This window comes from Flavobacterium fluvii (genome assembly GCF_900129545.1).
Classification (GTDB): Bacteria; Bacteroidota; Bacteroidia; order Flavobacteriales; family Flavobacteriaceae; genus Flavobacterium; species Flavobacterium fluvii.
This window is the reverse complement of record NZ_FQWB01000003.1, coordinates 140,723-154,573: the sequence shown is the minus strand read 5'-3', so window position 1 is coordinate 154,573 and position 13,851 is coordinate 140,723. Positions and strand designations below refer to the sequence as shown.

General features: G+C 32.0%; 14 protein-coding genes. All 14 read right to left on the bottom strand.

The genetic code is table 11. The features are described 5' to 3' along the window. Window positions 1-9 precede the first annotated feature (9 nt). Window positions 10-813: a glycosyltransferase family 2 protein gene (locus tag BUC16_RS08465; protein WP_073369769.1), complete on the bottom strand. Its 804-nt coding sequence runs from the start codon at window positions 811-813 to the stop codon at window positions 10-12. A 58-nt stretch (window positions 814-871) separates the two neighbouring features. Next, window positions 872-2,092, bottom strand: coding sequence for a hypothetical protein (locus BUC16_RS08460; RefSeq protein ID WP_073369767.1), 1,221 nt, complete (start codon window positions 2,090-2,092; stop codon window positions 872-874). A 3-nt stretch (window positions 2,093-2,095) separates the two neighbouring features. Then, window positions 2,096-2,728, bottom strand: a complete 633-nt coding sequence (locus BUC16_RS08455; protein ID WP_073369765.1) for an acyltransferase — start codon at window positions 2,726-2,728, stop codon at window positions 2,096-2,098. Continuing rightward, window positions 2,729-3,400 carry a CatB-related O-acetyltransferase gene (locus BUC16_RS08450; protein ID WP_170860863.1) on the bottom strand — a complete coding sequence of 224 codons (672 nt, stop codon included), beginning with the start codon at window positions 3,398-3,400 and terminating at the stop codon, window positions 2,729-2,731. It abuts the gene before it with no gap. 17 nt (window positions 3,401-3,417) lie between these two features. Beyond that, window positions 3,418-4,386: a hypothetical protein gene (locus tag BUC16_RS08445; RefSeq protein WP_073369763.1), complete on the bottom strand. Its 969-nt coding sequence runs from the start codon at window positions 4,384-4,386 to the stop codon at window positions 3,418-3,420. A gap of 12 nt (window positions 4,387-4,398) precedes the next feature. After that, the gene (locus BUC16_RS08440) at window positions 4,399-5,226 is read right to left on the bottom strand and encodes a hypothetical protein (RefSeq protein ID WP_073369761.1); all 828 of its coding nucleotides are present in this window, start codon (window positions 5,224-5,226) and stop codon (window positions 4,399-4,401) included. Between the two features lie 72 nt (window positions 5,227-5,298). Further along, window positions 5,299-5,967, bottom strand: coding sequence for an acyltransferase (locus tag BUC16_RS08435; RefSeq protein WP_141226106.1), 669 nt, complete (start codon window positions 5,965-5,967; stop codon window positions 5,299-5,301). After that, on the bottom strand, window positions 5,957-7,483 hold the full coding sequence (locus BUC16_RS08430) for a lipopolysaccharide biosynthesis protein (RefSeq protein ID WP_073369759.1): 1,527 nt from the start codon (window positions 7,481-7,483) through the stop codon (window positions 5,957-5,959). The genes BUC16_RS08435 and BUC16_RS08430 overlap by 11 nt, the downstream gene beginning before the upstream one ends. Continuing rightward, window positions 7,480-8,481, bottom strand: a complete 1,002-nt coding sequence (locus tag BUC16_RS08425; RefSeq protein ID WP_073369757.1) for a glycosyltransferase — start codon at window positions 8,479-8,481, stop codon at window positions 7,480-7,482. Before BUC16_RS08425 ends, BUC16_RS08430 begins: the two co-directional genes overlap by 4 nt. A 208-nt stretch (window positions 8,482-8,689) precedes the next feature. Further along, complete coding sequence (locus BUC16_RS08420; protein ID WP_073369755.1) at window positions 8,690-9,589, bottom strand: NAD-dependent epimerase/dehydratase family protein; 900 nt, start codon at window positions 9,587-9,589, stop codon at window positions 8,690-8,692. A 3-nt stretch (window positions 9,590-9,592) separates the two neighbouring features. Further along, window positions 9,593-10,918 carry a lipopolysaccharide biosynthesis protein RfbH gene (gene rfbH, locus BUC16_RS08415; RefSeq protein WP_244534351.1) on the bottom strand — a complete coding sequence of 442 codons (1,326 nt, stop codon included), beginning with the start codon at window positions 10,916-10,918 and terminating at the stop codon, window positions 9,593-9,595. Between the two features lie 10 nt (window positions 10,919-10,928). Continuing rightward, window positions 10,929-12,002 (bottom strand): CDP-glucose 4,6-dehydratase, encoded by a 1,074-nt coding sequence (gene rfbG, locus BUC16_RS08410; RefSeq protein WP_073369753.1) that lies wholly within the window; start codon window positions 12,000-12,002, stop codon window positions 10,929-10,931. Then, entirely contained in the window at window positions 11,990-12,766 is a 777-nt protein-coding gene (gene rfbF / locus BUC16_RS08405) for a glucose-1-phosphate cytidylyltransferase (protein ID WP_073370219.1), read from the bottom strand. Before rfbF ends, rfbG begins: the two co-directional genes overlap by 13 nt. 101 nt (window positions 12,767-12,867) lie before the next feature. Then, window positions 12,868-13,848 carry an FAD-binding oxidoreductase gene (locus BUC16_RS08400; protein WP_073369751.1) on the bottom strand — a complete coding sequence of 327 codons (981 nt, stop codon included), beginning with the start codon at window positions 13,846-13,848 and terminating at the stop codon, window positions 12,868-12,870. Between the last annotated feature and the right edge of the window lie 3 nt (window positions 13,849-13,851).

Sequence of the window (13,851 nt, the reverse complement as noted above, 5' to 3'; positions counted from 1 at the left end):
AAACACTTTTTATTCATTTATCATTTTACAATAAGTAATATAATCAATTTTATTTTTAGAGTATTGCTTGGCTCTTAATTTATGATAAATTGATTTGGGACATAAATATATTATAAACACCATTAAGTATTCCTTTAGTAATCTAAAAAAATATACCAATAATGATTCTTGAAAAATGGCTTGATTTTCTTTCGCTTGTGTAATTTTATATTTAGTACTAAACCCATCTCCATCAATCACTCCAAGTGGGATACTAATATTTTTGTATTTGACGTTTTGGTTAAAGCAGTATTTAAAGAATTCCTTATCCGCACTAATTCTAAGTTTTAAATTGAAGTTATGTGCTTTTAACAAATGTGTCTTAACCAAAACACTTTGGTGACAGGTCGGCATTGGATCAGTTGCCGTCAAATTTCTTTGTTGTAGATAATAATTTTCATTCCTGATTGTTAGGATTGTATCACAAAACACAACATCTTCATCATTTAACTGAACCATAATTGTTTCAATTGTTTTATTATCAAAGATTACATCCCCGGAATTTAGAAAATAAATATAACTTCCAGTTATAAATGACAAGGACTTATTCATTGCATCGTAAATGCCATTATCAGGTTCACTTCTAAAATATGTAATTTTATTTTCGTTTTTTTTAATTACATCAAGAGTTCCATCAGTTGAACCTCCATCAATTATTATATATTCTATTTCTTGATAAGATTGATTTGTAACACTAAGTATTGTCTCTTCAATATTTAATGCATCGTTATAAACAACTGTTACAATTGTTATAATGGAGGCGTTCTGTTTCATTTTCAATAAAAAGTATATATTTTAAATTGATTTAGATTTTTTTGAATGGTTTTTAATTTTAAATATTCATGAAGAACATTTTCACTTCTGAATCTTTCATAGATCTAAATTTATTGGTACTGATTAAACCTAATAGTATCCAATAAAAAAAGAAGTTTAAATCAAATAATGTAAACTCTTCAACAAAAAAGATAATCCAACGACATGCAATAAATAATCCAAACATTTTACTCAACCAATTATTTGATTTATACAAAGCATAATATGAAACAATAAATAAAAATAAAAAAATAATTAAAAACCCAATAATACCCGAAAACAGTAAAGTATTTAAGAATCCTATTTCAGACATATACCTACCACGTCTATCCCCAAAATCAAAATAATTGGATTTATACTTGCCTACTGCACCCTCGCCTAAAATTAAATTACCTTTTCTTTCCAAAGAAGATAAAACTTCTGCATACAGAAAAGTCCGGTTATCATCTAAATAATTTCTTTCCTGACCTATATTATCAACCGTATTGTATTTATCATCTAGTTCTTGAAATTTAAACACATTAAACTGATTAGTTAATGCTAAAAATAAAAATACCATAGGAGTAATAAAAAGCAAAACATAAAGCGTCTTTAACAATTTTATATTTATAAGAAATCTAAAATAATATGTCAAGACCAATAATAGCGCAATAACTATTCGAACAATATTTGTTCGAAATAAAGTATACATCAATATGGATGTTACTGCAACAATCAAAATTAATATTCGCCATTTAGGTTTCAAGAATGGGATAATAACAATAAAAATGCTTATTGGTATCATTACTCTCGAATATAACTGGATATTTGTTACTAAGGCTAAAGGGATTAATACAAATCCAAAACGAAAAAGGTATTTTAATGCGAATGCAAATAGTTTTTCTATATTAATCAGGTAAACACCATTAACAAACACCAACGGAATAAGTAGAAACAATAATGACGTATCAAAAATAAATTTTGAATCATAATAGTCAGTTACAAATAAAAAACCTCTAAAAATTGTAACAAGATTCCAAAACATTAAAAGAAAAAATACAACCAATATAGGGCGCGGTATTAAGTTTCGCCATTTTTTTTTCAAAGGCCTGAATACAAATAAAATAAGAGCCAAATATCTTAATGGAATCACAACAAAGGCACTCCAAGTTTGATTGAATCCATCATAGCTGATATACATTAGAGCATCACTAATTGCAATAAATATGAAAGCTAAAATGGTTGCTTTACTAAATTTCATGCTTTAAATAGAATTTTGTTTTGAATCTATTAGTTTTATGAATTTAGCTGGGTTACCTGCCCATATTTCATTTTGTGGTATATCTTTTGTTACTACTGAACACGCACCAATTATAGAACCCTCACCTATCGTGACTCCCTTTAATATGGTTGTATGTGCACCAATAAATACATTGTCTGATATAATTACTGGTTTACTTTTTGCATCTATCCTATCTTGATTAAGATTCTTTCGTGATTCATAATTTAAAGAATGAAAATCAGTATCATAAATAACCGTATTCCCACCAATTAACACATTGCTTCCAATCTGAATTTTTGTTTTACATATAATAGCTGTTGCACTCATCCCAACATTATTTCCAATATCCAATTTCCCATCAACCCAAAAGATACATTTTTGTTGTCTTCCAATTACGTTATAATTATTACCACTATTAATCTTTAAAGAGTTACCAATATTAATGAATCCTTTTCTTGTTACAAAAACTTTAATCAACCCATTAACTTTTATATTCCCACCAAATTTAACTCCGTTTAAATACAGTTGCATCTGAGCAAAAAGATTATATAAAGGTGATTTCATTATTGATACAAGCTTCCTAAGAGCTTTAAACACAAAAACAAGAATATTCATTTACATATTATTTAATGATCTAATTTTTTGTTTAATCTCATTCAAACTTAAACTCCACCAATCAGACTCTATTAATTTTTTAATCTTAAAATCATCAAATCTATATTTAATAATTTTAGCCGGTATACCTCCCACTATTGCGTAAGGCGGAACATCTTTAGTAACAACTGAATTAGCAGCAATTATTGCTCCATGACCGATTGATATACCATCTAGAATTATTGCTCTTGTTCCTATCCAAACATCTGAACCAATTTTAATTTTCTCGTATTCATCAAAAACAAGATTAGAACTAACCAACTCTATGTTAAAAGTATTTTTTTTTCTATAAAACAATGTAGATGTCGAGAAATGGTCTATTGGATGTTTTCCTGTTCCAATAAATACATCATTCGCAATAGAACAAAACGAACCAATAGTAGCATTCTGAACAATACTATGTTTTCCTATGTAACTATAAGATGCAATTGAACTATTTGCAATGAATACATCATCCAAAATATGGCAATAAGGTTCAATTGTTGTATATGAATCTATACAACAACCTTTATCAATGATTGATTTTCTATAGTGCATCTTATTGGAAAGATCCCTAGATCCATCCAATGCAATAAAAAATAGCCTATAGAAAAGACCCAAAGGAAGTAAAAGTAATCGGAATATATTGTTCATTTATTATAATATTAAATTTACCAATAACAAGCTCCTTCAACTTTTTGTGCATTTGATGGTTTTTCGTTGTCATTTGGCCTTACCCAATGCTCATTAAATAAGTTCATATAGGGCCAAACAATAAACTCTTCCCAACGTTTTCCCTTTATCCCAAATAATAATTGGGTAGAACCAGCCAAATGAATTGACTTCTTTCCTAATCGTTTAACATATGCAGCTAAAGGAAAACCATAAGCACCGGCTCCAATTATACAAATGTCAAAATCAATTTCCTCAATCTGTCCTTTCATATAATCCAATGCTTCAAACCAATCTTTGAATTCAGTATTTTCACCACCGAGACTCTGGACCGCTTTTAATGTTGTTAATTCAAATGTTGGCAAAAGATTAGCTTCAAAAAGAAGGTTTCGTTTTTCATATTGCTTCTCAATAGTCTCTGCATATGGATGAACAACTAATACTTTTTTACCTTCTAAAGCCCTAGTCCATGGATTCGGCGCAAAGAAAGGTTCTAAATCTTCTAAAACTACTCTTTTAGTATATTTAAGCTCTTCATTGAATACATTTTCTTCTTTTAACCATGAACCTAGTATATCAACCTGGGGAATATCCTTTATCATTAGCTCACAAAATTTATTAATTCTAGCTATATCATTAGGAAAAAAACCTGAATGTGTTTTTATTTGTTTTACCCTTATTGGCTCCCACCACCAGGCAGGTGAATCTCCTCTTATAAAATTCTTTGTGTTTTTATACTTCTCAGTATGTTTTACACCTAAGTAGTTAGTCATTAACTCTAATTCTGTAGATCCAAATCGAGCAATCATACATGGTTTATCATCAATTAGTTTTTTATAAATTAAATCGTTAGAATATTCTTTGTTTGAAAACATATTCCAATTCCGTCCGAAATTTGACTTTTCTGGATAAATTGCCAAATATATTTTACGTAAAAATTTGAGTGCCTTTTCTGATATAAAGTTCATTACAATAAAGATTTATATAAATTTTAATCTGTAAATTTCAAATTGACTTCTAATTGCCGCTGGCAACTCCTTCCATCTACTTTTAATTCTATTAACCAAAGGTTTAGGAACAGCATCTTTAACAAAACCTCGGATTCTAAAATCAATTGTAATATTGTTAATTTCAAAAAGTTCTATCACTTCTTCATACCATCGACCACGAATTATTCCGGTAAAAACGTAAGGAATAATTTCATTTTCATTTAATTTATATTTATCTCGATTTACTGAATAAAATTTATGATTTAGTAATTGTGCTCTTTTAGTTCCAAACTTTTCATACTGCCATGGATTCTCGTAAGTTCTAATATATTTTAATAATACAGATTTTTTCCATAAAGCAGCCTGACAACTCAATCTATAGGTTGCTTTTTTATCGATTAGCCACAAATCATCAAAATTTGATGGTAAAAATGGACCTAAGCTATTTTGATCGGTAAGATGAATGCAGTCTATATCCTCAGCCAACATAACATCTACAAATTCATTAACAATATCATTCTGAACATGTAATTTAATAAAATAATCCTCCTGCATATAAAGGATAATTTCATCATCAATGCTGTTTAATGCTGCGATTAAACATTCACTCCAGGTAATTTTTTTTTCTGGTGTTTGAATGTTGTTTTGAACAGAAACAATATCTAAACCAGGAAATGTAAAAACCTTTGTTTCTGTATTTAAATATATTTTTCCATCATAATCAGGCCAATGCTTTTTAAAAAGTGTAAAAAATGGAATCCAACAGTCTTCGAAACTGTCTGTGGTATTGACTAAAATTGAATAATTATTTTTTTTCATTCTTGATTAAAAATTTGTATAATAAGTGCAATCTATAATTTCGACCTTAAACAATAAAATTTAACAAGCCAATTACCAGGAGACATTCTCATGTATGATTCTCGCTGGATTCCCGGCAACTAAACAATTCTTTGGAACACTTGATGTAACAATACTTCCTGCTCCTACTATGGAGCCCGATCCTATAGTTACACCTTTTAGTATAGTAACACCATTTCCAATCCAAACATGATCTTCAATTGTGACAGCCTTATCAATTTGCATATCTTTTCCATTTATTGACCATGGATGAAAATCAGAATCTAAAATCGTAACATTCCAGGAAATAGCACAATTGTTTCCAATCCTGATTTGTTTTGCACATTTAATTATGGCTCCTGCTGCAATATAAGTCTCGTCTCCTAAATAAAGTTCTCCATTGGGATAAATACATATTGAAGATCCATAACCAATAATTGACTTCCCACATAAATGTAAGGTTGATTTGTCAAATAGTTCAAGATTAATACCCGTATTAGGGAACATTGCAGTTCCACCACCACCAAACCCAAACCTTATTGAACTATCGGGAGATGATTTTACCTTTGCTGTTGCTTCACAATACAATCTTAATCTTGATGTAACTATCAAAGGAAAAAATGGACTTTTTAAAGATACTTTACATTTTAATTTTGTGTTAACATAAAGTGTTTTGTATATATATCGAAGATGTTTGATTAAATAAATAGCTTTAAATCCCATGAGTTTGTCTCAATTTTATATATTTCTTTAAAATTCCAGATATTTCACGTCTAAAAGCTTTTGATAAGATTGAAAGTAAAAGTAAATAGATAAGTACAACTACAATTACGTAAGTAAAAAAAACAATCCAATTTGTTAAGGCACCTAACTTAGCAGCAACAATTATACATCCTATAGTTATAGAAAATACGATAACTATTTCTTTCACAAGTTTAATTAATGTATCCTTATTATAATTAATAATCTTAAATGTTTTGTAAGGAAAGTACCATGCGGAAAAAACTAATGTAGATAATACTTGTGCTAATACTAACCCATATAATCCAAAATATTTCACTCCAATAAATAAGGTGATAACTGTTAAAATACTTTGCACAAAGTTTATTTTACTCGTTTGTTTAATTTTTCCCAATGCAAAAAGTATATTTGAGCTCATATTTACCAATACTGCCAATATTATATTAATAGATATTATCACATTTACAGTATTACCTGCAAATAGATTTTTGCCTACCCAAAGACTAACAAAATATTTGTTGAAAATAATAAAATTGGTAAATATTAAACCTAACACCCATATTATGATAAAATATAAACGAGATGTATTTATTCTTACCTTATCATATTCACCGCTTTCCCAAGCATTTGTTACTGCAGGTTGCATTGCAATAACATTCCTATCTATAAACATTCTTGATAATTCAGGTCCCTTCTTTGTAAAACTTAAGATTGGAGCAATTTCAGCTCCTAAATAACGCGCAACCAATAAAGTATCTATTTGTGTTGACATAACACTTCCAAGTCTTCCGAAAACGTTATAGCCTGTCAATTTTGTCAAATCTAAAAATCCTGAAATTGAAAATCGAAACTTTAATGATTCGTCAATATACCTCCAAAAGATATAGGCTATATTTCCAAAAATCAATATTAAAGCAAAGAATATCTGAGCAATTGGAATTGAATACACCCCATAACCATACATTAATAGCGTGATATTGACAATTAAAGAGATTACAGTTCCAACCACAAATATTACACCAACACCCATACTGCTTAATATACCTTGATTAAAACTTATAAATCCATAGGAAAAAATCATTAAAGAAGTACCTACTACTGCCAGAACGAATGCATTCTTTAAGACTATTATACTGTTTATATCACGGATTGATATTAAATCAACAATATAATTTGTTAACACAAGACCTATGATTAAAACCAAAATACTAACAATCAATGACAATAAGGTACCACTTCCTAAAAGCCCATTTAGTTTTTGTTTTTCGTCAGCTCCATATGCTTTTCCAGCCTGTTGTCGCAAAACATCTGAAATTCCTGGATCAATAACAGTTAACCATGCAACAATATTTCCTGTAGCTAGCCAACCGCCATAAATTTCTAAAGATATATATTTAAGGTACAAGGGTACCAAAAAAATTCCCAAAATGATGCTATAAATAAATGCATAATACTGAAAAAAAAGATTTATTTTCGTTGTTTTCTTTCGAGATCTCATTTATTTTTGCGAATTATATCAACAATTACGAAAATTCGCGCAAGCATAAATGCAGGAAATAAACTTACAAAAAACCACTTGTCGTAATATTTCTCATAATAACCAAGTTCATTTTTTGTAATAAACAAATTCCCATGACGACCACCTTTGGCTTTGTCTAAAACAAAAAATCTACTGTAAGACCTAAAAATATTTTTAATCATTTTATTACATATAACTTCATCATATCCTATTTTTTTCGCAAATGAAAATGCACCTACGTATTCGTCCAACCAAACAATGCTGTCCATATCAGTAAAACCACGATAATTGAGTCGGCAAATAACCCCAGGTTCTTTTATGATATAACAACTTTTATCATAAATCGCATTTAGCAATACTTTTAGATGGCCAAATTCAGTATTATCATTAATAACCAATTTAGAATTATGCCATATATCTTTTTTAATAATAATCGAGCTATAAAACCCTAATATATTGGCAATTTCTAAGCCCATTTTATTCAACATCAAAAAACCACTAGGATAAGTTAAATCATAATTTTCAAGATTTGGTTGTGGTTTGAATTCAGAAATGATGTTTAGTTCTTTATCTGATAATATTCTAGTCATAAACACAAATGAATAGTTCAAACTATATATATTAAAAAAATTACTTACAGCGCTCTCTATCAAATAATCATCATCTGAAAAAAACCAAATATACTCTCCATTTGCATAATTTGACAAATTGATAAAATTTTTAGCCGCACCTATATTTGAATCATTTTTTCTATAAATTATTTCAACATTTGTTAACTTATTTGAAATGATAATATTATTCACAACTCTTTCTGTAGAATCAGTACTATTATTATCTGAAATTACTATTTCAAATTTATGATTTGAATTCTCAGTAAAATATTTTATAGATTGAAGAATACTATTTATTGAGATTTCAATTAAATGAGATCTATTATATGTTGGAATACAAAACGATAAAATTTTTTCTGAATTCATTACAATGTTACTAATATATTTTTAAAATACAACGTTTTAGCACTTATTGGATTTGACAATAAATTGTGCCTTGTTATTTGATAATTTGTTCTGAATTGTAGTTTTTTGCATCTATTGCTAAGCATCTTTTTAAGCTTAGATTAATTTCAAACCACATACACCTTTGTTTTTCTTGCAATATATAAATTTATTCCTGTTATGATGGCAATCACAAACTACACATCAACTGCTTAATCCCTTGTTCTATAGATATTTTAGAAACCCATCCTGGTACTACAACACTACTTATCCAAGGTGTCATAACTTCGCGTTCTCGGTATTGACGTCCACCCCAGTTAATTTTCAGTTTAGATTTTGTAGTTTCTTCAAAGATAACAGCCAGTTCTTTTAAAGTATAACGTTTGTTTGCTTTTACTGCAAAAACATCTCCGTTCTTAACTTCAGTATGCCTATTTTGCAAATGTAAAGAGAGTATAGAAAAAGCACTCACAATATCGTCAACATGTGAAATATCAATTAGCTGTTCTCCTTGAGACATATCAAGCGTTTCATCTGTACGAGCAATTCGCTCCCATAAATTAAAAATCTTAGGACGTGAGTCGTTTGGTCCGTATGTATCAAAAAGCATAATGGTACAAAAATTGATTTTATTAGTTTCCCAATAATAACGTGCTATATCCATAAAAGCTTGTTTAGTTGCGGCATATAAATTAACTGGTGAATAATTGGCATTGTTGTAATGTTGCCAATAAGTTCCGGTATTGATAAACCACTTTACTTCTGCTTGTACGGCTGCTTCTAATACCAAAGTCGAAAATTTCAAATTTGTATCAATTAACTTTTCAATATCATCTGGAACATGATTAGCAGATTGAACAAAAGATGCTAAATGAATAACTCCATCTATTTGATTTCTTTTTATAAACTCAATTAGAGAATATATTCCATCGTTATTTAATAAATAAGATTTCACTCGCTTATCATTTTCAAATGGATTTGTCTCATGTAACATTAGTGTGAAACATAATTTATGTCCATCTGTAAGTAGTTTCTTTGACAGATTGGATCCAATAAATCCTGTTGCACCTGTTAATAAAATTTTGGCCATTTACTAAAAATTTAATCCGAAAAATTCTTCCAGTTTCTCTGCCACAAAATCAAAATGTTCTGCACCAAGAGCTGGATAAATCCCAATCCAAAACGTATCTTTCATGGTGATATCGGTATTGGTCAATTCGCCAACCACGCGATAGTCCACGCTTTTAAAATAAGGTTGTTTCGTTAAATTCCCTGCAAAAAGTAATCTCGAACCAATCTTGTTCTGGTCTAAAAATCGCAACAAATCTACTCTATTGACACCACTATCAGATTTAAGAGTGATAGGAAATCCAAACCAGGAAGGATTACTGTTAGGGGTGGCTACAGGCAAATGAATAAAATCAACAAGACTGCTCAATCTATCGTGTAATAATGCGAAATTCTCTCTTCTTTTCTCGATAAATCCATTGGCTTTATCAATTTGGGCCAAACCGCAAGCGGCTTGCATATCCGTAATTTTTAAATTATAGCCTAAATGGGAGTAAACATATTTATGATCATAACCAAAAGGCAAATCCCCATGCTGCTGTTCAAAACGACAATCACAAGTATTGTCGCAACCAGGAGCACAATAACAATCCCTACCCCAATCTCTAAAAGATTCGGCAATTAATTTCAATTGGGCATTGTTGGTAAAAACGGCTCCACCCTCACCCATAGTGATATGATGGGCAGGATAAAAACTTAAAGTGGCAATATCTCCAAAAGTCCCAACCAACTGTCCATTGTAAGTGGCTCCCAAAGCATCACAACAATCTTCAACCAACCATAAATTATACTTCTCACAAAGCGCTTTCACTTTGTCAAGATTGAAAGGATTTCCCAACGTATGTGCCAGCATGATGGCTTTTGTTTTGGGAGTGATGGCTGCTTCAATCAAATCGGCATTGATATTATGGGTATCTAAATCAACATCCACAAAAACGGGAATCGCTCCAAACTGTACAATAGGATTTACCGTGGTAGGGAAACCCGCCGCCACACCAATAACCTCATCTCCTTTTTTGATGGCCCTGTCCCCAAGTGTGTCAGAAGTAAGCGCACTAAAAGCGACCAAGTTTGCCGAAGATCCCGAGTTTACGGAAATACAATATTGAACCCCTAAAAACTCTGCTAATTTTTTTTCGAAGGCCGCATTAAAACGTCCTGTAGTTAACCATCCGTCCAACGAGGCATCGACCATATTCTGGATTTCTTCATTGCCAATGACTTTTCCCGCAGGAGGAATCACGGATTCCCCAGGAACAAAATCCTTGTGTTTGTATGCTTCCTCCGTATATTTTGATACTAAAGTGGCTATTTCTTTTCTAAGGTTGTCTAAAACTATTTTACTTTCCATTTTTATGCTCTTAATTAGTATAGTTTGCAATTTCTTGCAGACATTTTTCGTTTATATTTTTTCCAGCTTTCCAATCTTGATGCCAATTGACAATTAGGTTAAGAGTATTCTCTAAATTCCATTTAGGGTGCCAATTCAATCGGGCGGCAGCTTTGGAACAATCCAATTTCAAAAAGCCTGCCTCATGGGGATGGCTGTTTTGGTCTAATTCCCAACCAGCACCTTCACCCCAAGTGGCCACCATTTTATCCAAAATCCAATTGACGGGTTTACAATCTTCTTCTTTAGGACCAAAGTTCCAAGCTTCTGCATAATCCTGCCCGTAATTATGTAAATGTTCCACCAACACTAAATAACCTGACAAAGGTTCCAACACATGCTGCCAAGGTCTTGTGGACAAAGGATTCCGTACCACGACCGATTTTGAGTTTTCAAATGCTTTAAGAATGTCGGGGATTAATCGATCATCCGCCCAATCACCCCCGCCAATCACGTTCCCAGCTCGGGCCGTTGCCAATGCAGCGGTATCATTGGTGTTAAAAAAGGAATTTTTATATGCTGATGAAACTAGTTCGGCGCAACCTTTACTGCTACTGTAAGGATCATGCCCCCCCATAGGCTCATTTTCCCTGTATCCCCAAGCCCATTCCTTGTTTTCATAACACTTGTCGGTGGTTACCGACACTATGGCCTTCAAATTAGGACAAGATCTTGCGGCCTCCAACACATTTACGGTACCAATTACATTGGTGGTATAGGTATCCACGGGTTCTATATAAGACAATCTCACTAAAGGCTGTGCCGCCATGTGAATCAAAATAGTTGGATCAAAGGCCAGCATACTTTGCTTTAATTGCTCCAAGTTTCTAATATCCCCTATTTCTGATTCCATGTTCTTGGCAACATCGGCTACTAAAAACAATGATGGATTTGTAGGCGGAGCTAAAGAATATCCTTTAACTACAGCCCCCATAGATTGAAGCCAAAGCGACAACCAACTTCCTTTAAAACCAGTGTGCCCTGTCAAAAAGACTTTTTTATCTTTCCAAAAGGAAGGATTCACTTTTCCTTTTATTCCTTCCATAATTTCCAAGGCGCTTGATTAGAATCCCACAATTCCTCCAAATGAACTTTATCTCTCAAAGTATCCATAGGTTGCCAGAATCCTTCATGTTTAAATGCCATTAATTGGTTATCTGAAGCCAGTCCTTTTAAAGGCCCTTGCTCCCAAACGGTTGAATCTCCAGATATTCTGTCGATAACTTTAGGAGATAACACAAAAAAACCTCCGTTTATCAATGCTCCATCGCCTCTCGGTTTTTCCTGAAACTGGCGCACTTCATTGTCAACGATATCCAAGGCTCCAAATCGTCCCGGTGGATAAGTGGCAGTTAGGGTGGCGTCTTTCCCATGAGCTTTGTGAAAGGCTAATAATGCTGCTATATCCACATCAGCAACACCATCACCATAAGTAAAGCAAAAACTTTCCTCTTGCTTCAAATAAGAGGCAACTCTTTTAAGCCTTCCTCCAGTCATGGAATCATCACCTGTATCGACTAATGTAATAGTCCATGGCTCTGCCCTTTCTTTATGAACCACCATTTTGTTGTCTTTCATATTAAAAGTAACATCCGATTGGTGCAAGAAATAATTCGCAAAATATTCCTTGATCACATAGCCTTTATATCCACAGCAAATGATGAAATCATTGATGCCGTAATGGGAATAGGTTTTCATAATATGCCATAAAATGGGTTTACCACCAATTTCCACCATAGGTTTTGGTTTGGAGACTGTTTCTTCACTTAATCGGGTTCCCAACCCTCCCGCAAGAATGACTGCTTTCATATGCTGATATTTATTGTTTTTTAGGTCATATGTAATTCGAAAATCATCATTGGTGTTTGCCACCAATTATTGGTTATGCTCATTTCATAAACTTTTATTTATTAACTACTAATAAATGCATCAGAATAAAATGCATCTTCCGATAATCCGTTTTCTATTGTTAATACTCTTGAATCTTTAATCATGTTTTCCGAACCACAAGCATACAAAACAGTATCTGATAAATCAATTTTTTTGGCAAGAACAATATCTTGTACATAACCTTTCTCACCATTCCAATCGGCATTACCTCTACTCAAAACAGGAATAAAATTGACCTTTATGTTTTTAAAATCTGGCTTCCAAAACAAGTCTTCTTCGTTCCTGCCGCCAAAAAACAAATAAATATTTTTGTCAATCAAGTCACTGTGACTTTCATTCATTTGTTCCAATATTGCCTTGACAGGAGCTATGCCTGTTCCAGTTGCAAAAAAAACAATATTCGTTTTAGGGGTTTTCCTGTAAAAAAAAGTACCTATCGGCCCTTCAATTCGCAATAAATCATTGATTTTGGCTTCATTAAACAAATAGTTGCTAAACCTGCCTCCTCCATAATTCTTGATAAAAAAAACTAAATTAGAGGCTGAACTTGTATTGGCAATGGAATAGCTCCTTTTGTAGTCGCCCTTGATGATATTTATATATTGGCCAGATAAATAGTTGAATGATGCATTTGGCGGAATTCGTAGATGTAACTCTATAACGTTGGAGGAAATCTTGGAAATAAAATCAATCTTGGACGGAATGGTTTTCACTTTCTCCAGTGAATAAGAACTCAAATCTTCAATATGGAGTGTTAAATCCGATGTTGGAGTTCGTACACAAGTCAGGATGTATCCTTCCGTTTTGTCTTGCTCACTGAGTCCTGTTTCCTCAACAATGGCTAACGATGTCCCCTTGACAACTTTTGCCTTGCAAGATTGGCAACGACCCGTTTTACAACTGTAATCAAGTGTTAAATTCTCTTTTTGGGCACCTATTAAAATAGTGTCTTCGGAAGCACATATAAAACGGGTATCATTTTTTAAATTTATAGTGAACATATT